Here is a 24,890-nt window from a genome sequence, read left to right on the forward strand (position 1 = left end):
GACACGGTCGGGTAGGAGGGTTCCGGTATGACAGACATCGTACTCATCGCGCTTCTTATCGGAGTGGTCGCCGTCGCCGTCCTCTATCTGACGGCCAAGTCCCGGATCGCGCGCCGTCCGGACAAGCCCACGGAAGAGTCTGAAATCATTCTGGAAAACTCCGAAGACGAAACGGATCGCCGCGACTGATCCTTCAGTAATGCGGCGGACGCTCGTCCCCCAGAACGACGCCTCCACCGCCCTCGGCTTCCCGTCCGGCCTCCCGCTCCATCAGCATCTGCACCCGCCGCTGCAAGACGGCGATCTCGGCATCCTGCCGGGCGACGATTTCGCTCAGATCGTCGGTCACCTTGGACAGCTCCGCGATCCGCTCTTCGAGTTTTACCAGATCCGATGTCATTTCAGCACCTTACACTGCGTCGCCCCATAAGCCGTGCGGCAACTGTTGCCCCGCGCGACACCCCACGCTAGACGGCTCGCGCACGATCCGGAAGGCATCCCGATGGCCAAAGTCAAGAAACAGCCCCGCCCCAAAGCGGCCAACCCGCGCGGTCTGCGCGACTATTTCGGCGCCGAGGTCACGGCCCGGACCGACATGCTGCGCACTATCGCCGAGGTCTACCACCGCTACGGTTTTGATGCCCTCGAAAGCCCCGCGATCGAGACGGTCGAGGCCCTGGGCTCCTTTTTGCCCGACGTAGATCGCCCCAACGCGGGCATCTTCGCCTTCCAGGAACCGGGCGAGGAGGACGGCGACTGGCTTGCCCTCCGCTACGATCTGACGGCCCCGCTGGCGCGCGTCTACGCCCAACACCGTAATGACTTGCCGACCCCGTACCGCCGCTTCGCGATGGGCCCGGTCTGGCGCAACGAAAAGCCGGGGCCGGGCCGGTTTCGCCAGTTCTATCAATGTGATGCGGATACCGTCGGCACGGCCTCAATGGCCGCCGACGCCGAGATCTGCGCCATGCTCGCCGACACGCTCGAGGCTCTTGGGCTGGGCGGGCAATACGTGATCCGCATCAACAACCGCAAGGTCCTGAACGGCGTGATGGAGGCGGCGGGTCTGTCCGAAAGTCACGAGACCGAACGCGGCATCGTCTTGCGCGCCATCGACAAGCTCGACCGCCTTGGCCCGGACGGAGTCCGCGCCCTGCTCAGCGAAGGCCGCAAGGACGAGAGCGGCGATTTCACTAAGGGAGCCGGACTGTTGCCGGACCAGACCGATACCATCATGGCTTTCATGGATGCGCGCCGCGACACCGGAGCGGACACGGTCGCCCGCCTCCGCGAGATCGTCGGCACCTCCCAGATTGGTCTCGACGGCGTGGAAGAACTCGCCCAGATCGCGACGCTTCTCGAGGCTCAGGGCTACGGGCCAGACCGCATCCTCATCGACCCCGCCACTGTCCGCGGCCTTGGCTACTACACCGGTCCCGTCTACGAGGCCGAGCTGACCTTCGAAGTCACTGACGAAAAAGGACAACCCCGCCAGTTCGGTTCTGTCGCGGGCGGCGGGCGCTATGACGATCTGGTCAAACGGTTCACCGGTCAGGCCGTTCCCGCCACGGGCATTTCCATCGGCGTCGACCGTCTGCTCGCCGCGCTGCATGCGACGGGCGGCACAGAGGCTAAGGTCCAAGGCCCGGTCGTCGTCACCGTCATGGACCGGAACCGCCTGGCTGACTATCAAACCATGGTCACCGAGCTGCGAACCGCAGGCATCCGCGCTGAGCTCTATCTCGGCAATCCCAAGAACTTCGGAAACCAGCTGAAATACGCCGATAAACGCAAGAGTCCCGCCGCCATCATCCAAGGCGAGGACGAGGCCGCGCGGGGCGTCGTCCAGATCAAGGACCTCATCCTCGGCGCCGAACTCTCGGAGACGGCGACGCTGGAGGAATGGAAGGACAATCCATCCCAGATCGAGGTGCCTCGAACGGATCTTGTTGCGCAAATCCAGAAGATTCTTGCACGGCACAGCTGACATGACCGTCCCCGCTATCCGCGCCGAAGCCGCGCGCCTTCTCGCGCATTTCACTAGCCAGGGCGCTCAACCTTTCGAGACGGGTATCCTGCAACCCGCCGAGACGCTCCTTGATCTGTATGGAGAGGATATCCGCGCCCGCGCCTACACCACGCAGGATCCCCAGCGGGGCGAGATGATGCTGCGGCCCGATTTCACCGTCCCGCTCGTGCAGTGGCATATGGAGAACGGCGCCGATCCCGCGCGCTATGCCTATGCCGGAGAGGTCTTCCGCCGTCAGGAAGATCACCCGGACCGGCCTACCGAATACCTTCAGATCGGGTTCGAGATCTTCGATGGATCCGACCCGGCCCAGGCCGATGCCGAGGCCTTCGCGACGATCCGTGACGCGCTTGGCCCGCTGACGCCGTCGACCGGGGATCTCGGGATCCTGACCGCCGCCATTGACGGATTGGCGACGACAGACGCACGCAAACAGGCGCTCAAGCGGCATATCTGGCGGCCCGCCCGCTTCCGGGCGCTTCTAGCCCGATACAGCGCCGAAACCCCCGCCAGAGAGGCGATCCGGTCCGAGGCCCCCCTGATCGGCAAGCGTAGCGCAGCCGAGATCGACGCGCGTCATGCCGCGCTTGCCGAAGAGGCCCAAACGCCCGCGCTTACGCCGCAGGACCGCAGCACTCTCGATGCCATCCTCGCCTTGCGCGACACATCTCCGGCAGCGCTTGCGGCCCTGCGTCATCTGGCGAACCGCACACCGCATCTGGCCCCCGCCGCCGACCGGCTGGAGGCGCGCCTTGACGCGCTCGCCGCTCTTGGTGTCGATCCCACCTGTCTGCCGTTCCAGACCACCTTCGGCCGCACGCTGCTGGAGTATTACGATGGGTTTGTCTTCGGCCTCGCGCCTGGGCCAGGCCATCAGCCTGTCGCTACCGGCGGACGCTATGATGCGCTCACCCGGCTTCTTGGACGGGGCAGGGCGCTGCCTGCCGTTGGCGGGGTCATTCGCCCCGATCTTGCCCTGGAGGCAGCGCGATGACGCTCAAACTCGGCATTCCGTCCAAGGGCCGTCTGATGGCGGATACGATGGACTGGTTCCCAACCCGCGGCATCACGCTTGAGAAAACCGGCGCCGATCGGGAATATGCCGCTCGCGCCGTTGGCATAGAGGGGCTGGATCTGCTCCTGCTCTCGGCCTCGGAAATCCCGCGCGAGCTTGCGCGTGGACGGCTTCATTTCGGCGTGACCGGCACCGATCTGATCCACGAACGCCTTGCCCCGGTCGAGGCTTTCGTCGCCGAAGAGGCCAAGCTCGGCTTCGGCCAGGCCGATCTAATCCTCGCCGTTCCAATGGCCTGGACCGATGTGCGAACGGCGCATGATCTGGATGCCGTGGCCGCCCAGTTCCGCGCAGCCCATGGACACCGGCTTAGGATTGCGACGAAATATCACCGTCTAACCCGCGCCTGGCTGAAAGAGCAGGGCGTAGCCGATTACCAGATCGTCGACAGCCAAGGCGCAACCGAAGGCACCGTGGCGGCGGAAACGGCAGAGGCGATTGCCGATATCACCTCGACCGGGGAAACACTGACCGCCAACCACCTGCGCCCGCTGGACGAGCCGCCCATCCTGCAAAGTCAGGCCACCCTCTGGCGCAGCCTCACCGCAATGCTGTCGGACGAGGAGCAAGCCGCCCTCGACCGATTCCGCGTCAAGCTCGGGCTTTAGCGCAGACGCGCCCCGGCCTCGAGCCGGGGCCTCCCCGTCAGCGTACCCCGATCTCGGCCAGCGCGGCGCTCAGCGAGGGCGGTATCCCGGCCTCCGCGTCGCGTCCCTTGGGCAGATCGCGAGGCGCGTCTTCGGGTTTGAGATATCTCCATCCCTGGAAGGGCCGCCGCAGCACCGCTTCGGTGCGGACGATCTCATCGTCGAGCATGATCGCGCAGCGGCTAATCCCATCCGCCCCGATCATAGGCTCAAAGCTGATAATCCTCTGGCGGGCCTGCATCACACCGGCAATCACCCAGTAGATCGACCCGCCCGCCAGGATCTCGTCCACCCGCTTGGGCCACATTCGCGTTTGATGGTAGTAGCGTCCGTCGATCCGCTGTTTCGAACGGTTTTGCTGCCAGTCGATCAGGCTTTCGACGCTCTCGGATCCGACCGAAAGCTTCTGCATGTGGATAAAATCTGTCATGGAGACCCCATATATCGAGGCTAACATAATCCGATTCCCTCGATGTTCACAATTGACCCAAAGGGTCGCAGACCGTAATGCTGGTCGCCCCGCCGTCTGTCAGGAGCCTGCCCATGAGCCGTTTCGCCGCGCCCATTTCCGAGACCATCTGGGACATGAAATACCGGTTCAAGGGCGCAGATGGCACGGCCCATGACGAGACCGTTGAGGATACCTGGAACCGGATTGCGACCGCTCTGGCGGAGGTCGAGGCTGATCCCTCCGACTGGCAACCGAAATTCTACGCGGCGCTGGAGGATTTCAAGTTCCTGCCCGCCGGTCGCATCACGGCAGGGGCGGGCACCGAACGGTCGGTGACGCTTTTCAACTGTTTCGTGATGGGCACGATCCCCGACACGATGGCGGGCATCTTCGACGGGCTGAAAGAGGCCGCGCTGACCATGCAGCAGGGCGGGGGCATCGGCTATGATTTCTCGACCATCCGTCCAAAGGGCGCGGCCGTCCACGGCGTGGCCGCTGACGCCTCGGGGCCGCTGTCGTTCATGGATGTCTGGGATGCAATGTGCCGCACGATCATGTCCGCAGGCGCGAGGCGCGGCGCGATGATGGCCACGATGCGCTGTGACCACCCGGATATCGAGGACTTCATCACCGCGAAATCCGATCCGCAACGTTTACGAAATTTCAATGTATCGGTGCTAGTCACGGATCCGTTCATGGAGGCGGTGAAGGCCGATGCCGATTGGGATCTCGTTTTTGACGGAAAGGTTTACAAAACCTTAAAGGCGCGGCTCCTGTGGGACCGTATCATGCAGTCGACCTACGACTATGCTGAACCCGGTGTGATCTTCATCGACCGCATCAACCGGATGAACAACCTACGTTACGCCGAGACCATTGCGGCGACCAATCCCTGCGGCGAGCAACCTTTGCCGCCCTACGGCGCCTGCCTGCTTGGCTCGATCAACCTCGCGCGGCTGGTCTCGGACCCATTCGAAGACGGCGCCGAGATCGACCACGACGTGCTTGATGATCTTGTCGCGACCGCTGTGCGTATGATGGACAATGTCGTCGATGCTTCTCGTTTCCCGCTCCCCCAGCAGCAGGAGGAGGCAAGCAACAAGCGCCGGATCGGCCTTGGCGTCACGGGCCTTGCCGATGCGCTTTTGATGCTCGGTCTGCGCTATGGATCCGAAGAGGCGGCGCGTCAAACTGAGCGTTGGATGCACCGGATCGCCCGCGCCGCGTGCCTGGCCTCAGCGCATCTGGCACGGGAAAAAGGCGCCTTTCCCCTGTTCGAGGCCGAGCCCTTTCTGGATAGCGGATCGTTGGAGCACATGGATGAGGACGTACGCGCGGCGATCGCCGAGCATGGTATTCGCAACGCGCTTTTGACCTCCATCGCTCCTACGGGGACGATCAGCCTTTACGCCGGCAACGTCTCCTCCGGGATCGAACCGGTCTTCGCCTACAGCTATACACGCAAGGTCCTGCAAAAGGACGGCTCCCGGACAGAGGAAGAGGTCGTCGACTACGCGGTACAGCTCTACCGCGACACGCACGGCGCGGATGCCGAATTGCCGGATCATTTCGTCAATGCTCAGACCCTTGCCCCGCTCGATCACGTCCGGATGCAGGCGGCCGCCCAGAAATGGGTCGATTCCAGTATTTCAAAGACAATCAACTGTCCCGAGGACATCTCCTTTGACGACTTCAAGGATGTCTACATGGCCGCATGGGATCAGGGCTGCAAAGGCTGCACGACCTATCGGCCAAATGCGGTGACAGGGTCCGTCTTGACGGTATCGGAAAGCAAACCAGAAGAGGTTGCTCCGCCTGAGCGCGATCAGGCGGAGATGGGCGGCGAGGTTGTCTATATGTCCGAGCCGCTGGATCGGCCGGCGGCTTTGGAGGGGAATACGTATAAGCTGAAATGGCCCGATAGCGAGCATGCAATTTACATCACGATCAATGATGTCATTCTGAACGGGCGGCGCAGGCCGTTTGAGGTGTTCATCAACTCCAAGAACATGGAGCATTTTGCCTGGACCGTTGCCCTGACGCGGATGATTTCGGCGGTGTTCCGGCGGGGCGGGGATGTCAGTTTTGTCGTCGAAGAGCTGAAGGCGGTCTTTGATCCGCGAGGCGGGGCCTGGATAAAAGGGCGCTACATTCCCTCAATACTTGCCGCTATCGGGGGGGTGATAGAACAACATATGGTAGCGATCGGCTTTCTCGAGGGGGAAGGGCTGGGGCTGAAATCGGATCCGCAGGCAGAGGCTGCGGGCCAGCCCCGCGGGGCGGCTTGTGCGTCTTGCGGGAGCTTTGATCTGAGGATGGTGGAAGGCTGTTCGACTTGCGTGAGTTGTGGATTTTCAAAATGCGGATAGTGGGTTTCATTCGGGCGAAAACCTCTGAGTGATTCTGGTTAATCGCCCAAATGGGGGTGCGGTATCCAGTCGGTATCGCGTCGGTATTTAGTCGGTGAAAACGAGGAAGGGTCGGATCGTTACACCTCCGTACGGTGGTTCAGCCCAGACAATCCCACTCCCTGAGTATTCTTTGTACGACCAACAGAAACAGTCCGAACCGGACATAAGTTCCTCCAAACTGCGCGGCTTCGCGGATTGATCTGGCTCAAACCCGAGACGATCCGAACGGGCTAGGCTATCAGGACGGAGGGACGCGATATGCTTAGAATTTTGACAGTGCTTCTACTCGCCGGACCGGCCTACGCGCAGGACCTTGTGGAGGGGGAGCGGACGTTCTTTGTCTTCTGTTCGTCCTGCCACGGGGAGGCGGGGCGGGGGGACGGGCCGATGGCAAAGATCCTAACTGTTCCGGTGCCGGATTTGTCGATGTTGCGGATCAACAATGACGGTACGTTCCCGATGACGCGGGTTCTGCGCCAGGTCGACGGGCGCGACCCGGAGCTGGCCCATAGCGGGGTGATGCCTGCGTTCGGGATGCTGCTTGAGGATATCCCGGTGCCGCATCAGCTGCCGTCGGGGCAGACGATCATGACCGAGAAGGGGCTGCTGGATGTGGCGCTGTGGCTGGAGAGCATTCAGGAGTGACGGCTTACGAGCCGCGCCTGGCCAGCTGGGTGAGCGCGACCCCGGCGGCCATGACGCAGATGCCGAAGAGGCGGATCGGGGACAGCTCGGCTGGGCGGGCGCCGAAGAGGCCCCAATGGTCGATGATCGCCGCCGAGATGAGCTGGCCCAGCAGGACGAAGAAGACAGCGTTGCCAACCCCGAAGACGGGGGCGATCCATGTGATCGTCAGCACGTAGAAGGCGGTGAGGATCCCGGCGGCAAAGAGATGCGGCGGCTGGCTGACGATGCGGGTCAGGGCCTGCGGGCTGGTGATCAGGGTCACGGCGGCAGTGGCGACCAGAGCGACGGTGAAGAGGACGAGCGCGGCGGCGGCGGGGCCGCCGATATTGGCTCCGAGCCGGGCATTGAGCGCGGCGAGGATCGGGATCCCGATCCCGGCGGCCAGCATGATGAGCGCGTGATGCATGTGGTGTCCTCCCCCGGGTTCGTGGGGAGAGTTGCCGATTGCGGAGCGGGTGTGAAGGGCCGCGGCGGCGTGAGAGACGTCTCGGAAATCGTCCAGTGGACGATTCCAGTCTCGAACGCGGGGCGCGCAAGGCGGGCAGAGGGAGGAGATGCGGTGAGTGAAATCACCCACTCTACGCTTGCTATTCATTCTGCGGTGTTAACTGGCATCTCTCTATGAAGCTCTCGACGCTAAGGGACGGGAAATATTGTATTTCTCCATCGAGCCTTGCCCGAATGCGACGACTGACACTAATACGTACGGGGTCTTCTAGTTTTGAGATATGAGGAAAGGCAGCTAGGAGATCTTGGCCTACTCCAAAGATTTTACAGCAGTTTGGGTTGGAACTAATAAAATCATCAGCGTCTCGGTATGGCACCAATCCTTCGCGGATCTTTTTGCGAAGCTCCTCGTCACTTACAAGAAGGTTCAGTGTCGGAAAAGTAACTACGGCTTCTACGGCCTCTTCTATGATCTGTGAATCTGACTTATCGACACAAGTAACTGTTTCTCCAATCAAGACATTCGGAGCACCACAAAAAAATGATACGCTGGGAAACAACAAGGCCAGAGATAGTACAGGATTTTTCATCTTGATGTCATTCTATAAAATCTCAGGAAATGGATTTAAAGATTATTCTGAATCATGAATTTTAAAGCATTGAGGTGTAGCTAACCTCTCAGATCGAAACTCAACGGTCTTCTGTTGAGCCAGCCTTCACAACCCCAACACCTCCCTCAACCGCGCATTCGCGCGCGTCGTCCAGCCTTTGCCGTCTTCTTTCAGCCGCGCCACGACATCCTTGTCGAGGTAGAGGGTGACGCGTTGCTTGCGGTCTTCCTCGGGTAGGGCCGGGCGACCGGGGCGGGCGTCTTTGAAGAAGTCGGCGTCAAGCTCGGAGGCGTCTCCGTCAGGGGCGATGTAGCTTTTACGCTTGCTCATAAAGCGTCCTTTCGCGGGCATTGGCCTTGCGCGGGCTGATGAGGCGGAGCCCACCCTCCCGCGCCGCGACGACGCAAACGTGAAGGCGGTCCGCAATATAGCCGATCGAGACGTAGCGCCGCTCTCCATAATCGCCGCGTTTATCCTCGCGGGTGAGGGCGGTGGTCCAGTCGAAGCGCACAATTTCGACGAAGTCGACTCCGTGCTTGTCCATATTCGACCGGCGCTTTGCCTCGTCCCAATCGGTCATTCGTGACCTAATAAATATGCATACATTAATTAAACGTCAAGTTCTTCCACGAACCGCGCATTCTCCTGAATGTACTGGAAGCGCAGCTCTGGTTTCTTGCCCATGAGGCGTTCCACGAGGTCTCCGGTCTGGCCGGGGTGGTCTTCGGCGACGGTGACGCGAATGAGTTTGCGGGTCGCCGGGTCCATCGTGGTTTCCTTGAGGTCCTTGGCGTCCATCTCTCCCAGACCCTTGAAGCGGGAGACGGAGATCTGGCCGCCTCCTTTTGATTTGGGGCCGCCCAAGCCGCGCTCGAGGATCGCGTCGCGTTCGGCTTCGTTCAGGGCATAGGCGCGGCGGGGGCCTTGCGTCAGTTTATAAAGCGGCGGGCAGGCGAGATAGAGGTGGCCGGCATCGATCATCGGGCGCATCTGCGTGAAGAAGAAGGTCATGAGGAGCGAGGCGATATGCGCTCCGTCCACGTCAGCGTCGGTCATGATGATGATCTTGTCGTAGCGTAGATCATCGAGGCGGAACTTGGTGCCCATCCCGCAGCCGAGCGCTTCGGAGAGGTCGCGGATCTCCTGGTTCTGACCCAGCTTGGAGGAGGCGGCGCCGAGGACGTTGAGGATCTTGCCCCGGAGCGGCAGGAGCGCCTGGGTCTTGCGGTCGCGCGCGCCCTTGCCGGAGCCGCCGGCGCTGTCGCCCTCGACGATGAAAAGCTCGGTGCCGTCGCGGGTGTTCGAGGAGCAGTCGACGAGTTTGCCGGGCAGACGGGTCTTCTTGGTCGCGGTCTTGCGGGCAGTCTCTTTCTCCTGCTTGCGGCGCAGGCGCTCTTCGGCGCGCAGGACGAGGAAGTCGAGGATGGCGCCCGCCGATTTGGGGTCTGCGCCGAGCCAGGTGTCGAAGTGGTCGCGCACGGCGCCTTCGGTCATCTTGGCGGCGGCCTCGGTCGAGAGGCGGTCCTTGGTCTGGCCGACGAAGGCAGGCTCGCGGATGAAGCAGGAGACGAGGGCCTGGGCGCCGGTGGTCAGATCCTCGCGGGTGATCTGGGCGGCTTTCTTGTTATTGGCAAGTTCCCCGTAGGCGCGGATGCCCTTGAGGATGGCGGCCCAGAAGCCCGCCTCGTGGGTGCCGCCTTCGGGAGTGGGGACGGTGTTGCAGTAGGATTGGATGAAGCCGTCGCGGACGGGGGACCAGTTGATCGCCCATTCGACGGAGCCGGGTTCGCCAAATTTCTGCTGGAAGTCGACTTTGCCCGCGAAGGGGGCGTCGGCATAGGTTGTGGCGGTGCCGAGGGTTTCGCCAAGGTAGTCGGAGAGGCCGCCGGGGAAGTGGAACGTTGCCTCGGCGGGGATGCCGTCTGCTTCGATGGCGGTTTTCCAGCGGATCTCGACGCCCGAAAAGAGGTAGGCCTTGGAGCGGACCATCTTCATCAGGCGGGCGGGTTTAAAGCGTGGATCGGGGAAGATTTCGGCATCCGGGTGGAAGGTGACGGTGGTGCCGCGCCGATTGGGGGCCGCGCCGATCTGTTCGACCGGGCCAAGCGGCAGGCCGCGCGAGAAGCGCTGTTCGTAGAGCTGGCGGTCGCGGGCGACCTGGACGGTCATCGTATCGGAGAGCGCGTTGACGACGGAGGCGCCGACGCCGTGCAGGCCGCCCGAGGTCTGATAGGCCTTGCCGGAGAACTTGCCGCCTGCGTGGAGGGTGCAGAGGATCACCTCGAGCGCGGACTTGTCCGGGAATTTCGGATGCGGGTCGATCGGGATGCCCCGTCCGTTGTCGCGGATGGTGACGGAGTGGTCGGCGTGAAGCTCGACCTCGATCCGGTTGGCGTGGCCCGCGACGGCCTCGTCCATGGAATTGTCGAGCACCTCGGCCACCATGTGGTGGAGCGCGCGTTCGTCTGTGCCGCCGATATACATGCCGGGGCGTTTGCGGACCGGCTCGAGGCCCTCAAGCACCTCGATGGAGGAGGCGTCATAGTTTTGGGACCCTGACTTTTCGGGATCATGGCCGCCGAGGAGGTCATCTGGCATATCTGGGCTCCGCTCGCTTTTGTTTTTCTGACTTGGAGTCAGTTTTGCCGACATTAGAACAGGTCCGCCCCTTGGAGGAAAGATAATCGCAAGGGCATTCCGCGATTGCAGGCGATGACTCGATCTGGCTGCGTTGGGGTCCGCCGGAGGGGTGTCCGATGTGGCAGGCGAAGGGCGCGCCGGGAACGGGATCGATTGTGAGATGACATACCTAACGCGGCCCTGACGGGCAAAAATCCGCCGCTTTCAGGAAGCAAAGTGCCGCCTTGTCGCGGGCCCTGTTTGAAGGGCTGTCCTGCATTCGAATCTGGTGGGGATTTTGACGTGGAGAAGCGGCATCTGACGCTTTCCGAAGCCGAATCAGATACTTATTTTGATGCCGGGGCGGTTCGGTTTGACAAAGCAGGCGGCACGGACACCCGCGAATTTCCCCTGAAATGGCGAAGATCGGCAAAAAATATCGTCAGTTCTGCCACAGAATCGTCCTTTTGAGACGAATGTCTTTGCGCTCGGCGATTTGCCTGCTACATCTCACCGGGAGAGCACGTAATTCCACTAAGGAGGCCTCCATGAAAAAGCTTCTCACCGGCGCAGCTGTTGCTGCACTTCTCATCCCGACCCTTTCGAGCGCGGGTGGCCTTCTTGCCCCCCAAGGCGAAGTCGAGCCTGTCGCACCTGTTGTTGCCGCTGCACCCGGTTCCTCGGCTGGCAACCTCGGCACCATCGCCGCTGTTGCAGCAGGCGTTCTTCTGATCGCTGCAATCGCATCGGGCGACGATGACGATGATGACGACAGCGGTTCCGGCACTGGTACCGGCAACTAAGCAGCGTCAAGCTACTTTAGATTTATAGAAGACCGCGCAGAACGTAAGTTCTGCGCGGTTTTTCGTTTGTGCGGACCTGCTCTGCACAGATCCCTGATTGCGGGGGCCGCCCGCCGGGCGTAGGTGGCGGATATGACCGCCGCTCCCTTGTCATATCGTCGCGATGTCTCCCGATTGCTGGAGCTGGGGCTTCCGCTGATCGGAAGCCAGCTGGCGCAGCTGAGTATCGGGATCACCGATGTCGTCATGCTCGGCTGGTACGATATCGGCGCGCTGGCAGCCGGTGTGCTGGGTCAGTCGATCTTCTTCGCGATCCTTCTTCTGGGGGCCGGATTCGCCTTTGCCGTGATGCCGATCGTTGCGACAGCGGCGACCGAAGGCGATACGACCGCGCTGCGCCGGGCCACGCGGATGGGGCTTTGGCTATCGGTCGGCTTTTCGCTGCTGATCCTGCCGGTTCTGCTGATGGGGCCAACGCTGTTCCGATTGATGGGGCAGGCGCCGGATCTGGCGGATGGGGCCGGTCTTTATCTGCAGATCGGTGCGTTTGGCATGGCGCCCGCGCTTGTTCTTTTAACGATGCGCAGCACGCTGGCGGGGGTGGAGCGCACCAAGATCGTGCTTTTGGTTACCGTGGCCTCTGCCGTGCTGAATGTCGGGCTGAACTGGGTTTTGATCTTCGGACGGTTCGGAGTGCCCGAGCTTGGGCTGGCGGGATCCGCACTGGCGTCGGTTCTCGTGAACCTTTTCGGGGCGATCGCGCTCGTCTTTTATGCCCAGAAGGTTCTGGCTGCGGAGCAGCTTTTCGTGCGGCTTTGGCGGATCGACTGGGAGGCCCTCGTCAAGGTGGCGCGGCTCGGTTTTCCCATCGGGCTGACCTACCTGAGCGAGGTCGGCCTTTTCGCAGCGGCGGCCGTCATGGTCGGTTGGATCGGCGAGGTCGAGCTGGCGGCGCATGGCGTGGCGCTTCAGGCGGCTTCGGTGACGTTCATGTTCCATCTGGGGCTTAGCCAGGCCGCAACCATTCGGGCGGGCAATGCCTATGGGCGCCGGGATCGCTTTGGCTTTGTGCGCGGAGCGATGACGGCTTTCGGTCTGTCGGGGGTTTTTGCGGTTCTGACGGTGCTGATCTTCGTGCTGCTGCCGCGCCCGATCGCCTGGATCTTTCTCGATAGCGCCGATCCGCTGGCGCCTGCCGTGGTCGAGATGGCGGTGATCCTGATCTTCATGGCGGCGCTTTTTCAGGTCGCGGATGCAGCGCAGGTCATGGCGCTGGGGCTGCTGCGCGGGCTGCATGATACGGCAGTGCCGATGTGGCTTGCGGCGGGCAGCTATTGGGGGCTGGGGATCCCGGCCAGCTATGTTCTTGGCAGTGTGCTGGGTTATGGCGCGGTGGGCATCTGGGCGGGGCTTGTCGTCGGGCTTGGCTTTGCGGGCGCCTTGCTGCTGTTGAGGCTTAGAGGACGGGTTGGGGCGATGGATGAACCGGATCGCGGCGCAGCGGGTTAGGCCAGATGTTTGATCTTATTTCGGGCTGGATCGAGGCTGGCGGAGCGTTGGGCGTCTTTGGTCTGATGCTTCTGGAGAACGTCTTTCCGCCGATCCCGTCAGAGCTGGTCATGCCGCTTGCCGGGTTCAAGGCGGCGCAAGGGCAGATGTCCCTGTGGCTGGTGGTGCTGGCCGGAACGGCGGGGGCCACGGCGGGGGCCTATCTGTGGTACTGGATCGGCGCCGCGATCGGGGCGGACCGGTTGCGCCGTATCGTGCAGCGCCACGGGCTGTGGCTGACCATCTCGGAGCAGGATATCAACCGCGCGCTTGGCTGGTTCGACCGGCATGGAGAGGCAGCGATCTTCTTTGGGCGGATGATCCCGGGTGTGCGGACGTTCATTTCGGTGCCGGCGGGGCTCGCCGGGATGCGGCGCGGGCGGTTTCTGGCCCTGACGGCGCTGGGGAGTTTGTTTTGGACCGCGCTTCTGACGGCGGCGGGGTATGTGCTGGAGGCGCAGTACGATCTGGTGAAGGATTGGCTGAACCCTGTGACGACGGCCGTCGTGGGCCTGCTGGTGGCCGCTTATATCTGGCGGCTGGGGCGGGCGCTTTGGCGACGCTCGCGCGCCTCCTGATCGCGGGCGGTCACGACCGCGCGAGCGGGGCTATCGCGAGCTGGTTCGGGGGGTAGGGTGCAGCCAGTCTTCATCGATCCAGGAGTGTGCCTGTCATGCTGTCATCTCTTCGTGCCGCCGCCTTCGGGCTTGTCCTTGTCGCCTCGCCTGCCGTGGCCGGTCCGCAATTCGTCGACGGGACGGGCTTTGCCGTTTCGGGCTATGATGTGGTGGCCTATCGCGATCTGGAGCAGGTTCCGGTCGGGCAGTCGCAGCCTGCGGGCATACCGGGGCGGGCCGATATCACGGCAGAGTATAACGGGGCGGTCTTTGCCTTTGCGAGCGAGGAGAACCGGGACCGGTTCCTGGCCGATCCTGCCTTCTATGCGCCCGCCTATGACGGGCATTGCGCCTACGGTGTTGCCAAGGGCGGCAAGGTGCCGGGTAATCCCAATCTGTGGCGGATCGTCGATGACCGGCTTTATCTGAACATCACCGAGAATGTCGTCACCTTCTGGGAGGAAGACATTCCGGGCAATCTCACGCTCTCTGAAGGGAATTGGACAGGGCTGGAGCCGGATGCGGCGTCGGATCGGGTGATCCCTCAATTCACCTCGGACGCGCCGGTTGATGGTTAATCGCCGGGCGGTGCTGGCCGGAGGGGGCGCCGCCCTCCTTGGCTCGGCGGCTGTCTGGGGAATTTCGCGGCCTGCACAGGCCGAAACGGAGCTGACGCCGCCTCAGGCGCGCGAGGCGGCGCTGGCCGGAGAGATCGTGCTGGTCGATATCCGGCGGCCCGACGAGTGGAGTGCCACGGGCGTTGCAGAGGGCGCCGTTCCGCTGGACATGCGGCAGGACGACTTTGTTGAGCGGTTGCGGGCGGCGGCATCGGGACGGCCCGTTGCTGTGATCTGCGCCGGTGGTGTCCGGTCCCGCCGTGTGACGGAGCGGTTGAGTGAGGCGGGGGTGCAGAACGTGATCGACGTGCCCGAAGGTATGCTGGGCTCTCGCGCGGGGCCCGGCTGGATCGAGCGCGGATTGCCGGTGGTTCAGGTCTCGCAATAGGTAAGGTCAGGCAGGATAAGAGGTCCCGGATCAGGTCCGGGACGCCTGCGGTTCGGGGATTGAGATGATGCGGATTACGACGCTTTTGGCGGCTCTGGGATGTCTTAGCGCATCGCCTGCCTTGGCGGGCTGCGCGGGGGAGGAGACGGCCTGCGAGATCGAGGGCGGGCAGTATCATATCGTCCTGCCAGACGACGCCGACGGTCCGCTGCCTGCGCTCATGTTCCTGCATGGCTGGGGCAGTTCGGGTGAGGGTGTTCTTCGTAACCGCAACCTGGTCGAGGCGGCGCTGGCGCGGGGCTATGCGGTGATCGCGCCGGACGGTCTGCCGCGCGAAGGCGCGAACGGGCGCAGCTGGTCGTTTCATCCCGAGCGGGCACAGAGGCGCGACGAGATCGGGTTTCTAACGCAAGTGCGCGATGATGTTGCGCGGCATGGGGTGGATGTCGAGGAGATCTCGCTCGGCGGTTTCTCGATCGGAGGCTCCATGGTGACCTATCTGGCCTGCGCCGCGCCCGAGACCTTTGCCGTCTATCTGCCGGTGGGGGGCAGTTTCTGGCGTCCGCATCCAGATATGGCGTCTTGCGGAGGGCCGGTGCGGCTACTGCACACCCATGGCTGGACCGATGGGACGGTGCCGCTGGAAGGGCGGCTTTTACGCGGAGAAAGCTGGCAGGATGCGGATGCCGTCGTTCAGGGGGATGTCTTTTACGCGATGGAGATCTGGCGGGCGACCAATGGTTGCGCGCAGTCGCGTCCCGATACGGACCGGTTCGTGACGGACGACTATTACCTGCGCCGGGCCTGGATGGAGTGTTCGGAGGGAAGCGCGCTGGAGCTGGCGATCTTTCCTGGGGGGCATACCGTGCCGCGTGGATGGGCCGATTTTGCGCTCGACTGGGTCGAGGCATTCTAGGCGCACAGGTGCGCCGGGCTTGACCAGGCGCCTCTGGTCCTGCCCTTTTTTGACCGGATTATTCAGCGGCGATGGCCGGGATGGGACGATGTGGTTCCTGCGGAGCCGCTCGATACTCAGCAGCGGCCCGGACAATGCGGGGCGGGTGCAACGATTGCGGCGTGTCGAGGCGCAGCCATGACGGAGCTTTGCCAAGGCTGACCGCCGAGAGGGCAGAGAGCGGCACGGCCAGAAGCAGGCTGCCCGCGATGGGCAGCAGCCAAAGCGAGACCAGACCGGCAAAGAGACCTGCGGTCAAAAGCGCCCCAAGGACGGTCTCGACCCAATGAAAGCGCAACAGCGTGAGCGTGCGGTAGCGCTGTGCGCCGCGATGTTGCGGGGTCCACGCGCCGGTGCCGAGCATCGCGCGCAGGACCGCCTGCATTTGCTGGATCATCAGGATCGGCGCGTAGGCGATGGACAGCAGGATCTCGATCCCGGTCGAGGCCGCAAGCCGCAGGGGCCCGCCGAAGCGGCGGCGCGCGGCGCGGTTGGTGCCGATCACGGCCGCTCCGATCAGTTTGGGCGCCAGAAGCGTGGCGTAAAGCGCGATCAGAAAGCCGAGCCCTCCGGGGGCGTTTAGCTCGGGCCAGGCGGGATAGAGCGGGTTCTCGGCGTTGAAATAGGTCAGGACCGTCGCTTCGGACGTGCCGAGCAGCGCCCAGGTGAGCAGCAGAACGAACCAGAGCGGGGAGAGCAGATAGCTCATCGCGCCGTGAAAGAGGTGAAAGCGCGAAACGGGGTGCAGGCCGCGGGCGGCGATCAGGCGCAGGTGCTGGAGGTTGCCGCGGCACCAGCGCCGGTCGCGCAGGACATGGTCGATCAGATGGGCGGGCGTTTCCTCGAACGAGCCGCCGGTGCCGGGCAGGAAGCGGACATGCCATCCGGCGCGTCTGAGCAGGGCGGCTTCGACGAAATCGTGGGACAGGATCGTGCGGCCCGAGAGCTTGGGTAGGCCGCAGGTGGCAGCGAAAGCGCGTGTGCGGATGATGGCGTTATGGCCCCAGAAGTTGCCTGCATCGCCGGACCAGAGCGAGAGCCCCTCGGCCAGGAGCCAGCCATAGGCCATGTTGGCGAAGGCCTGCAGCCGGGCAAAGAGACTGTCCGCGCCGATCAGGGCGGGGGCGGTCTGGATCAGTCCGGCTTGCGGGTCGGCGGCCATGGCGCGCATCAGGCGGCGGATCGTGCGGGCGGACATCAGGCTGTCGGCATCGAGGATCAGCATGGCGTCCCAGGCCGCTCCGTTCTGGCGGATCCAGTCGGCGATGTTGCCGGTCTTTTGGTCGGTATTTGTCAGGCGGCGGCGGTAGTGGACGGGCAGAGGCGCGGTTAGGCGTAGGGTTTGGACGGCCTGCCATTCCGCCTCGGCGATGGCCGGGTCGGTGGTGTCCGACAGCAGGAAGAGCGCAGTGTCGCCGGGTAGCGGTCTGGGGGCCAGCGCCTCGAGCATGGCGCGGGCATTGGCGGTGACGGCGCGGGGATCCTCGTTGTGGATCGGGATGAGAAGCGCGGTGGAGAGGGGCCGTTCCGGCAGCGGGCCGCGCTGGCGCTGGCGGCGGGCCATCAGGCCGATCGCAGCGGTAGAGACGGAGAGCGCGACCCAGATGAAGGTGGTTGCGATCAGCGCGGTCAGGAGGATCTCGACGGCCATCAGGCCATTGGAGGAGAGCCAGAGGGTGAGTGCGGTCGCCAGCCCTATAGTTGCAAGAATGGCGGGGGCGAAGACGGCCCAGCGCCAGATCTGCCGCTCGGGATCGGCGGGGCGTGGGGGCGCGGCGCGGAAGCTTTGCACCGGCATGGTGAGTGGCGCGCGGGGCGGCATCGCGCAGCGGGCCGAGTCCCAGCCGGGGGCAGGCGTCACGCGGTCCATCGGTAGAGCCAGACTTCGGAGAGGGGGTCCGTCTCGGATCTGAGCTGGACGCGGAACTCGGCGAGCGTCGCGTCGCCGGGGCGGAAGGTGAAGGCGAGGCGCGGGCCGCCGGTGTCGGGGTTGCGTTGCAGCAGGCCGCCGCTGGTCTCGCCTGCGCTGGTGCGGATAAGCGGGACAATCGTGTCGAGATCGGGCAGGCCGTCCGCGGCGGCGAAATCGATGGCGACGATGAGACCGCCTTCGGGGCGGGCGCCGATCCGGGTGTTCAGGACCTGCGCGAGGGCATGGCCCGGTGCTGGGGCGTCGCCCCAGTCGAGGCGGTAGGAGAGGGTCTGTTCGGTGCCCGCCGCGAAGGGCTCGGCGGGGCGCCAATAGGCGACGATGTTGTCGTAGACCTCGAGATCGGCAGGGATCTCGACCAGGGTCACGGAGCCGCGACCCCAGTCGCCTTCGGGCGTGACCCAAAGGCCGGGGCGACGGTGATAGAGCGCTTCGAGATCGGCGAAGTCCGAAAACGTGCGGGCGCGTTGCATCAGGCCGAAGCCCTTGGGGCCCATATCGGCGAAGGCCGAGAGCTGGAGCGCGCGCGGATTGGCCAGCGGGCGCCAGATATGCTCTCCGCCGCCGTTGGCGATCATCAGGCCGTCGCTGTCGTGGACCGCGGGCCGGAAGTCGGAGAAGCGGTCGCGCATCGTCTCGTCGAAGAGAAACATCGAGGTGAGCGGGGCAACGCCCAGATGCGGCAGGTCGCGGCGGGCAAAGAGTGTGGCGCGCACCTGCATAGAAAGCGGTGCGCCGGGCGTGATCTCGAACCGGTAGGCACCGGTGATCGACGGGCCGTCGAGCAAAGCGTGGAGTGTGACGGTGCCGTAGCCGGGCGCGGGGCGTTCGATCCAGAGGGCGGTGAAGTCGGGAAATTCCTCGCCCGAGGGTTCGGCCGTGTCGATGGCGATCCCGCGCGCGGAGAGGCCGTAGATCTGCCCTGTGGCGATAGCGCGGAAATAGCTGGCGCCTTGCACGACGGCGAATTCGGTGAAGATGCCCGGCTCTTCAAGTTCGGCGCGCAGGCGCAGGCCGCTATAGCCCAGCGTCGCATCACGCGGCAGGTCGGGGAATTCGTCGGTCGTGTCGAAGACGGCCTTGTCGAAGGCGATGGTACGGGCCTCGCCATCCTCGACCACGGACATCTGCACGGCTTGCGGGAAATAGAGACCGGGCGGGAAGAAATCGACGCGCAGGGGGGACTCGGTTCCTTCGAAGAGCGCATTGCGGTGGTCGAACCAGATATGGCGGAACTGATCGTAGCTGAGATCGCGCCATTCCTGCGGGATCTCGGGGCGCGGCACGTAAGGGCTTTGCGCCAGCGCGCGGGCGCGGTCGATCACGTCGGCATCGGAGAAGGGTTTGGGGATGCCAAGCGTCAGGCCGGGCTCGTCCGCGAAGGCTTTGAGCGGGGTTGCCGCAAGGGCCGCGATGGCAGCAAGGACGGACCGGCGGTTCATCGTTTGGCCTTCCACGGCTGGGATTTGAACCAGCCCGCGCCATAGGCGATGGCGATCAGGATCAGGCAGCCGGTGATGTTGACGATGGTTTGCGTCAAATAGGTGCTGCCCGCGACGTCGAAGACGAAGCCCAGAAGGCGCGCGAGGAACATCGAGGTGATGAAGACGGCGAGCGATTGCTGGCCGACCTTCATGATGGCAGCGAGACAGGTGGTCCAGACGCGCGCGATGGCTCCGTTGCCTTCTGGCGGGAGCAAGCGGCGGCCCGCCTCGCCCGCGAGGGTCCAGGCGAGGTAGGCGAGGGCGAGGAAATGGATGTAGCGCAGGATGCCGAAATCGCTCTTGTCGAACCAGACGCCGTTCTCGCGACGCCAGTCGCGCGCCCAGTCGAGGCCAAGCTCGCGCACGCCGATATTGGAGAGCGGGATATTGGCCAGGACGACAAGCGCGGCAAGCGCGATCAGAAGCGGCGCGACCGGCGGCTTGGGGATCCAGCCGCGCATGAAGGCGAAACCGGTGAAGAAAATGAGCGCCCAGCCGAAGGGGTTGAAAAACCAGTTGCGGTCCGACCACGGCTCTGCCGGGAAGGCGAAATGGGGAAGGCCGAGGGTGGAGGTCAGGCCCTCTTGGGCCATCAGCCAGAAGAAGAGGATCGGGGCGGCGGCGGCCCAGAGGTTAATCCGCGCGAGCGCAACGACGAGCGGCATCATCGCGAGAACGACCATATACATCGGCAGGATGTCGAAATAGTTCGGCACGTACCGCAGCGTAAGAAGCGCCAGCATGTTTTCGGTGTTCGACCAGTTTTCGCTGTCGACAAAGAGTGGCCAGAGATTGAGCTGGCCCCAATAGTTTTTGTTGGTGATTGCGAGGTCCGTAAGAAAAATCGTCAGGCCCACGACCGCGACGAACAGGCCGATATGCGCCCAATATACCTGCCAGATGCGAAAGCCGACGCGCGCTGTGCCGAGCCGCCAGCCCGCGCGGTCAAAGGTGCCGCCAAAGGCGATGGCGGAGGCCATGCCGGAGCAGAAGACAAAGATCTCGGTCGCGTCCGAAAAGCCGAAGCGAGCGGGGATCCAGAGCGTCACCCAGTTGCCCGGCGTATGGGCGAAGAGGATGATGAACATCGCAATGCCGCGAAAGAAATCGAGGCGGGGATCGCGAATGCGCACCATGGGCGCGGCCGCGATGGGGGCGGGCGTCTCTTTGGCCATATCTGCGGGATCTGCGAGGGTCATGGCGGGGTCACTGCGCGGTCAAGGGCGCCGATCTCCTACAAGGGTTATTGCGCGGGAATGGCGACGGGTTCCCGACGCGCGGCATCGATCTGCGCCAGCCGCGTTTCGGTGAACGTATCTGCCTGTCCGGCCCGGCGTGCAAGGCGGTCGTTCAGGATGGTTTCGGTCTCGTCCAGATATCCGGCGCGCAGTCCGGCATCGACGGTCATCCGCTCGAACACGTCGCGCTGGGCATGGGAGCCGCCGACGGTCGGCATCTTTGGCCGGGCGGAGGCCAGCGCGCGGAAGGCGGTGTCGTAGCAGCCCTCGCCAAAGGCCGCGAGGCCGTGGGCCGCGGCTTGACCCGGATCGTCGAAGATCTGTCCCATATCCGTTTCGGTGCCCGCTTCACGGCGGACGCGGGCGACCATGGTGCGGGCGGCATCCTCTTTGCCCGCGCCGGTGAGCGCCAGCACGTAGTGCAGATCGGCGAAGACAAGGCAGCCATCGCCGGAGCGCGCTTCGGAGAAGGCGGCAAGCTCGTCCCAGCGGCCCCCGACATCGACGCCTTCCAGTTCGAGCCGCATGAGAAGCGAGGTGGCATTGGCGATGTCGCGATAATCGTCGGTCTTGTCGGCGCGGATCTTCTGATCGTAGAGCGAGAGGACTTCCGCGATGTCTCCGAGATCGAGATGGAGCAGCGCCTTGTGCCACCAGACATGGTAGCGGAAGTTGTTGCAGTGCATCCAGGCGCCGTCATTGTCGGCGATCAGGCGGATGCCCTCTTTCGAGCGGGCGGTCATGTCGTAGACATGGGCGACGGCATGCAGGCCCCAGGCATCGTCGGTGGCCAGCTGCAGACCGGCGCGGCCAGCGCGTTCGGCAGCGTCGTAGTCGCCCGTTTCCTCGAGCGCGAAGGCGTGGCAGCCGAGTGCGTAGCCGCGGCATGCATGGGTATCGTCGTGATGAGGCAGGGCGCGTTCGACCGAGGCGCGCATGCCGGTGGCATCACCGAGGACGAACCGAATGGCGTGGATCACCTTCATCGTCATCGTGTCGCGGGGATTGGCGCCCAGCACCGCCTCGAGCGCGGCGATGGCGCGGGTCGGGCTGCCCGCCAGCCAGTGGCCGAGCGCATCGGTCCAGCCGCGTGCCCTGAGATCCACGGGACCGGCGGCCAGGGCGAGGGTGTGCGCCTCGGCGGCGGTAGCGACCAGTTCGCGCCGGCCCATGAGCATGGAAAAGAGCCCCTTGGCCGCCTGGGCGATGGCCAGATCGGGCTGCCGGGTCAAGAGCGATCCCAGATGCGTGGGCGTTTCGGTGCCGTGGGCGAGGAAGGCCAGAACCATCGCGTTCCAGTCGGCCAGCGCCTCGGGCGAGGTGGTGGCGATGTCGCTGTCACAAATATCATACATGGGTCGGCTCCTGTGCCGGTTTTTCATGCACCGGTTTACTCAAATGTGGAGATCGCGCCAGCCGCGTGCGCGTGACGTGACGCAAGCGTGATGCCAAGCCGCTGATTTCGTGAAGTGAATTAAGCGGCGCGTCGCCGATGGCCTTGTTGTGCGGGGAAGTGCCTGTGAATTAGTCGTTTTCAGTGTCCGTTTTGCCGAGGACGACGCCCGTGTGCTCGCCTAGGCGCGGAGGCGGGCGGGTGTACTGGACGGGTGTGGCGGAGAATTTCAGGGGATTGCCGAGAAGCTTGAGGGTCGCGCCGTTCTGGGTTTGCTCGATCACGGCGTCGCGGGCCTTCGCCTGATCGGTGGCAAGTGCCTGATTTAGATCATGAATTGGGCCGACGGGGACTTTGGCGGCCTCTAGTTTTTGAATGATCGTGGCGGCGGGGATCGTCGTCAAAGCGGGGCGCAGGTGTAACATAAGGGCGTCCCGGTGCGTGATCCGGGCGGGATTTGTTACAAAGCTCGGATCCTCGTGCAGCGGGCCGAGGCCCAGCGCGTCGCAGAAGCGGGCGAATTGGGCATCATTGCCGACGGCAACGATGACATGGCCATCCGAGGCATCGAAGACATCGTAGGGCACGATGTTGGGGTGGGCATTGCCGCGACGCTCGGGGATCTTGCCGGACATCAGAGTGTTGGTGCCTTCGTTAATGAGCCAGGCCATTTGGGTGTCGACGAGGGCTACATCGATGGATTGCCCTTCGCCGGTCTGGGTTCGGTGGTGAAGGGCGGCGAGGATGCCGGTGGCGGCGTACATGCCGCACATGACGTCGGCGATGCCGACGCCGACCTTCATTGGAGGACCGTCCGGCGCGCCGGTCAGCGACATGATCCCGCCATAGCCCTGGGCCATCAGATCGTAGCCGGGCTTTTCCCGATTGGGGCCGGTCTGGCCGAAGCCGGAGATCGAACAGGTGATCAGGCCGGGATGGGCCTTGCGGAGGGTGTCGGGGTCGAGGCCGTATTTGACGAGGCCTCCAGGTTTGAAGTTTTCGACCATGATATCGGCGCGGGCGGCAAGTTTTCGGATCTGAGCCTGACCCTCGGGCAAGGCGAGATCGACGGCGACGGACATCTTGTTGCGATTGGCGGAGAGGAAGTAGGCGGAGAGGTCCTGGATGCCGTCTTCGGTGTCCGCATAGGGCGGGCCCCAGGCACGGGTGTCGTCGCCGCGTTCGGGGTTCTCGATCTTCCAGACGGTCGCGCCAAGATCGCCGAGCATCTGGGTGGCGGTCGGGCCTGCGAGGATCCGCGTCAGGTCAAGAACAACGAGGCCGTCGAGCGGGCCCTTAGAGGCGTCCGTCATAGCTTTCCCTTTCGATAACGCAGCCGATCACGGTGAAGGTGTTCGCCTCTTGCGCCTGTTTGAGCGCGGCCTTGAGCGTCTCGCGGCTTTGAACCGTGTGACCTTCGCCGCCGAAGGCGCGGCCGATGGCGGCCACATCCGGTGCATCGAAATCCACGAAGCTGTTGGGGAGTTGGCGCTGGCGCTGCTTGAGCTCGATCAGGGCGAGAGAGGCGTCGACGAAGACGACGAAGATTGTCTTGAGTTTGCGCTCGGCGGCGGTGGCGAGCTCTCCGGTGACCATGAGAAAACCCGCATCCCCTAAGAAGGAGACGACGGTGCGGTCCGGCTCGGCGATCTCGGTGCCGATGGCGAGCGGCAGGGCGCAGCCCATGGTGCAAAGCGCGGAGGATTGAGTGAGGGCGCGGGGCTCGTAGCACTCCCACATCTGGCTAAGGAGAATCCGGTGCGCGCCGCTATCGGCGGTCGCTAGGACGTTGCGGGGGAGCGCCTGCTGGCAGGTGTCGATGATGGCGGCGGGGCCCCAGTCTTCGTCTTTAGGGAAGGCCTCGGCAAGGGCCGCGCGGGCGGCGGATAGCTCCGCTTCGGGCCATCCGTTCGGAGGGGGCAAGCTATCCGTCAGGACGGAGGCGGTCGCGGCGATTGAGCCGATAATATTGAGACCTGCCTGATGCATGTAGTGATGGTTCGGCTCTGCCGTTACGTCGATGACGTGCTGTCCTTTGGGATCGAAAACATCCCGCCAACCGGTGCGCATCTCGATCGGATCATAGCCGAGACAGAGGACGACATCCGCCTGTGCGATCAGCGGCAGGAGGATCTTGTCGGCTTTGGGAGACAGGCCCGCGCCACCAAGCGCAAGCGGGTCGTCTTCGGGCAGGAGCCCTTTGGCCTTGTAGGTCGTAATGACGGGCGCGTTGAGCAGATGCGCGATTGGCGCAAGATCCAGCCCATCGGTCATTGCGTCAACGCCTGCGATAATGAGGGGGCGCTTGGCTCTTGTCAGCCACTGGCGGGCCTGCTCAAGAGGCTCCTTGGCAGGCACCGTCGGGGTAGCGGGAGCGCGGCGAGAAGGTGCCGGGGCCGTGACGGCTTCGGTAACGGCGGTGATGGGCAGGTCGATATGCACCGGGCCGGGGCGGCCTTCGGTGGCGATGGCGACGGCCTTGTCGGCGATGACATGGGCGGCTTTGGCGTCGAAGGTAAAGCCCGCCTTGACGATAGGCGCGAAGACGGCGCGCTGATCGAGGACCTGATGGGTGTAGGTCTGCGCCTCCCACGGATCGACGCAGCCGGTCAGCACGATCAGCGGCACACGGTCCTGATGAGCATTGGCCACCGCGTTGACCCCGTTGAGCGCGCCTGGGCCGACCGTGGCCACAAGAATGCCGGGCACGCCGGTGCGGTGATAGACGCCTTCGGCCATGAAGGCGGCGGCATTTTCGTGCTTGGCCAGGATCATTTCGATCCCCGCCCGGGTGAGCGCATCGACGATGGTCAGCACCTCTCCGCCCGGCATTCCGAAGGCATGACGGCAGCCCGCCTCGTAAAGACGGCGCGCCAGAACGTCGGCGGCGGAGGGAGATGGGGCGGGCATGGGCAGGCTCCGGGCTTGGGTCTGGCGGAG

26 protein-coding genes are annotated in these 24,890 nt (G+C 64.0%); 13 read left to right on the forward strand and 13 right to left on the reverse strand.

The window, feature by feature from the left end; translation table 11 throughout:
- Nucleotides 1-27 precede the first annotated feature (27 nt).
- Nucleotides 28-189 carry a hypothetical protein gene (locus AAD018_RS05450; protein WP_367313140.1) on the forward strand — a complete coding sequence of 54 codons (162 nt, stop codon included), beginning with the start codon at nucleotides 28-30 and terminating at the stop codon, nucleotides 187-189.
- 4 nt (nucleotides 190-193) lie between these two features.
- On the opposite strand, the gene AAD018_RS05455 is transcribed toward AAD018_RS05450, so the two are convergent.
- Complete coding sequence (locus AAD018_RS05455; protein ID WP_367313139.1) at nucleotides 194-400, reverse strand: SlyX family protein; 207 nt, start codon at nucleotides 398-400, stop codon at nucleotides 194-196.
- Nucleotides 401-502: 102 nt separating this feature from the next.
- On the opposite strand from AAD018_RS05455, the gene hisS reads away from it, so the two are divergent.
- Genes hisS through hisG form a run of 3 tightly spaced genes read left to right on the forward strand, consistent with a single transcriptional unit; the run spans nucleotide 503 to nucleotide 3,712 of the window.
- Nucleotides 503-1,987 carry a histidine--tRNA ligase gene (gene hisS, locus AAD018_RS05460; RefSeq protein ID WP_367313138.1) on the forward strand — a complete coding sequence of 495 codons (1,485 nt, stop codon included), beginning with the start codon at nucleotides 503-505 and terminating at the stop codon, nucleotides 1,985-1,987.
- Nucleotide 1,988: 1 nt separating this feature from the next.
- Nucleotides 1,989-3,023, forward strand: coding sequence for an ATP phosphoribosyltransferase regulatory subunit (locus AAD018_RS05465; protein WP_367313137.1), 1,035 nt, complete (start codon nucleotides 1,989-1,991; stop codon nucleotides 3,021-3,023).
- Complete coding sequence (gene hisG, locus AAD018_RS05470; protein ID WP_367313136.1) at nucleotides 3,020-3,712, forward strand: ATP phosphoribosyltransferase; 693 nt, start codon at nucleotides 3,020-3,022, stop codon at nucleotides 3,710-3,712. The genes AAD018_RS05465 and hisG overlap by 4 nt, the downstream gene beginning before the upstream one ends.
- A gap of 37 nt (nucleotides 3,713-3,749) precedes the next feature.
- Here hisG and AAD018_RS05475 read toward each other — a convergent pair whose 3' ends face one another.
- Complete coding sequence (locus AAD018_RS05475; protein WP_367313135.1) at nucleotides 3,750-4,181, reverse strand: DUF1489 family protein; 432 nt, start codon at nucleotides 4,179-4,181, stop codon at nucleotides 3,750-3,752.
- 113 nt (nucleotides 4,182-4,294) lie between these two features.
- Between AAD018_RS05475 and AAD018_RS05480 the strand changes: the two genes are divergently transcribed.
- Together AAD018_RS05480 and AAD018_RS05485 are read left to right on the forward strand one after the other, a co-directional pair.
- Nucleotides 4,295-6,571: an adenosylcobalamin-dependent ribonucleoside-diphosphate reductase gene (locus AAD018_RS05480; RefSeq protein ID WP_367313134.1), complete on the forward strand. Its 2,277-nt coding sequence runs from the start codon at nucleotides 4,295-4,297 to the stop codon at nucleotides 6,569-6,571.
- 300 nt (nucleotides 6,572-6,871) lie between these two features.
- Nucleotides 6,872-7,258 carry a c-type cytochrome gene (locus AAD018_RS05485; protein ID WP_367313133.1) on the forward strand — a complete coding sequence of 129 codons (387 nt, stop codon included), beginning with the start codon at nucleotides 6,872-6,874 and terminating at the stop codon, nucleotides 7,256-7,258.
- Nucleotides 7,259-7,262: 4 nt separating this feature from the next.
- On the opposite strand, the gene AAD018_RS05490 is transcribed toward AAD018_RS05485, so the two are convergent.
- The 5 genes from AAD018_RS05490 to parE all read right to left on the reverse strand — a co-directional run bounded on the left by AAD018_RS05490 (nucleotide 7,263) and on the right by parE (nucleotide 10,956).
- Nucleotides 7,263-7,706: a DMT family transporter gene (locus AAD018_RS05490; protein ID WP_367313132.1), complete on the reverse strand. Its 444-nt coding sequence runs from the start codon at nucleotides 7,704-7,706 to the stop codon at nucleotides 7,263-7,265.
- 181 nt (nucleotides 7,707-7,887) lie between these two features.
- Nucleotides 7,888-8,337, reverse strand: coding sequence for a hypothetical protein (locus AAD018_RS05495; protein WP_367313131.1), 450 nt, complete (start codon nucleotides 8,335-8,337; stop codon nucleotides 7,888-7,890).
- Nucleotides 8,338-8,463: 126 nt separating this feature from the next.
- A complete protein-coding gene (locus AAD018_RS05500) occupies nucleotides 8,464-8,688 on the reverse strand; it encodes a BrnA antitoxin family protein (RefSeq protein WP_367313130.1) in 225 nt (74 codons plus the stop codon).
- Entirely contained in the window at nucleotides 8,675-8,938 is a 264-nt protein-coding gene (locus tag AAD018_RS05505; RefSeq protein ID WP_367313129.1) for a BrnT family toxin, read from the reverse strand. The genes AAD018_RS05500 and AAD018_RS05505 overlap by 14 nt, the downstream gene beginning before the upstream one ends.
- 29 nt (nucleotides 8,939-8,967) lie before the next feature.
- Nucleotides 8,968-10,956 carry a DNA topoisomerase IV subunit B gene (gene parE / locus AAD018_RS05510; RefSeq protein ID WP_367313128.1) on the reverse strand — a complete coding sequence of 663 codons (1,989 nt, stop codon included), beginning with the start codon at nucleotides 10,954-10,956 and terminating at the stop codon, nucleotides 8,968-8,970.
- Nucleotides 10,957-11,280: 324 nt separating this feature from the next.
- On the opposite strand from parE, the gene AAD018_RS05515 reads away from it, so the two are divergent.
- From AAD018_RS05515 to AAD018_RS05545, 7 genes are all read left to right on the forward strand, one after another.
- Entirely contained in the window at nucleotides 11,281-11,448 is a 168-nt protein-coding gene (locus AAD018_RS05515; protein ID WP_412005182.1) for a hypothetical protein, read from the forward strand.
- 77 nt (nucleotides 11,449-11,525) lie between these two features.
- A complete protein-coding gene (locus AAD018_RS05520) occupies nucleotides 11,526-11,780 on the forward strand; it encodes a hypothetical protein (RefSeq protein ID WP_367313127.1) in 255 nt (84 codons plus the stop codon).
- Nucleotides 11,781-11,912: 132 nt separating this feature from the next.
- A complete protein-coding gene (locus AAD018_RS05525) occupies nucleotides 11,913-13,289 on the forward strand; it encodes an MATE family efflux transporter (RefSeq protein ID WP_367313126.1) in 1,377 nt (458 codons plus the stop codon).
- A 5-nt stretch (nucleotides 13,290-13,294) separates the two neighbouring features.
- Entirely contained in the window at nucleotides 13,295-13,906 is a 612-nt protein-coding gene (locus AAD018_RS05530; RefSeq protein WP_367313125.1) for a DedA family protein, read from the forward strand.
- 95 nt (nucleotides 13,907-14,001) lie between these two features.
- Nucleotides 14,002-14,523, forward strand: coding sequence for a YHS domain-containing (seleno)protein (locus tag AAD018_RS05535; RefSeq protein ID WP_367313124.1), 522 nt, complete (start codon nucleotides 14,002-14,004; stop codon nucleotides 14,521-14,523).
- Nucleotides 14,516-14,950: a rhodanese-like domain-containing protein gene (locus AAD018_RS05540; RefSeq protein ID WP_367314198.1), complete on the forward strand. Its 435-nt coding sequence runs from the start codon at nucleotides 14,516-14,518 to the stop codon at nucleotides 14,948-14,950. The genes AAD018_RS05535 and AAD018_RS05540 overlap by 8 nt, the downstream gene beginning before the upstream one ends.
- Nucleotides 14,951-15,017: 67 nt before the next feature.
- Entirely contained in the window at nucleotides 15,018-15,866 is an 849-nt protein-coding gene (locus AAD018_RS05545) for a CE1 family esterase (RefSeq protein ID WP_412005183.1), read from the forward strand.
- A 58-nt stretch (nucleotides 15,867-15,924) separates the two neighbouring features.
- On the opposite strand, the gene mdoH is transcribed toward AAD018_RS05545, so the two are convergent.
- The 6 genes from mdoH to AAD018_RS05575 form a co-directional block, all read right to left on the reverse strand.
- Nucleotides 15,925-17,775 (reverse strand): glucans biosynthesis glucosyltransferase MdoH, encoded by a 1,851-nt coding sequence (mdoH, locus tag AAD018_RS05550; RefSeq protein WP_367313122.1) that lies wholly within the window; start codon nucleotides 17,773-17,775, stop codon nucleotides 15,925-15,927.
- On the reverse strand, nucleotides 17,763-19,277 hold the full coding sequence (locus tag AAD018_RS05555; RefSeq protein ID WP_367313121.1) for an OpgD/OpgG family glucan biosynthesis protein: 1,515 nt from the start codon (nucleotides 19,275-19,277) through the stop codon (nucleotides 17,763-17,765). Before AAD018_RS05555 ends, mdoH begins: the two co-directional genes overlap by 13 nt.
- Nucleotides 19,274-20,518 carry an OpgC family protein gene (locus AAD018_RS05560; RefSeq protein ID WP_367313120.1) on the reverse strand — a complete coding sequence of 415 codons (1,245 nt, stop codon included), beginning with the start codon at nucleotides 20,516-20,518 and terminating at the stop codon, nucleotides 19,274-19,276. The genes AAD018_RS05555 and AAD018_RS05560 overlap by 4 nt, the downstream gene beginning before the upstream one ends.
- Before the next feature lie 44 nt (nucleotides 20,519-20,562).
- A complete protein-coding gene (locus AAD018_RS05565; RefSeq protein ID WP_367313119.1) occupies nucleotides 20,563-21,912 on the reverse strand; it encodes a tetratricopeptide repeat protein in 1,350 nt (449 codons plus the stop codon).
- A 169-nt stretch (nucleotides 21,913-22,081) separates the two neighbouring features.
- Entirely contained in the window at nucleotides 22,082-23,263 is a 1,182-nt protein-coding gene (locus AAD018_RS05570; RefSeq protein WP_367313118.1) for a CaiB/BaiF CoA transferase family protein, read from the reverse strand.
- Nucleotides 23,247-24,860 carry a thiamine pyrophosphate-binding protein gene (locus tag AAD018_RS05575; RefSeq protein ID WP_367313117.1) on the reverse strand — a complete coding sequence of 538 codons (1,614 nt, stop codon included), beginning with the start codon at nucleotides 24,858-24,860 and terminating at the stop codon, nucleotides 23,247-23,249. Before AAD018_RS05575 ends, AAD018_RS05570 begins: the two co-directional genes overlap by 17 nt.
- Between the last annotated feature and the right edge of the window lie 30 nt (nucleotides 24,861-24,890).

Source organism: Aestuariibius insulae, from assembly GCF_040783535.2.
Lineage (GTDB): Bacteria > Pseudomonadota > Alphaproteobacteria > Rhodobacterales > Rhodobacteraceae > Aestuariibius > Aestuariibius insulae.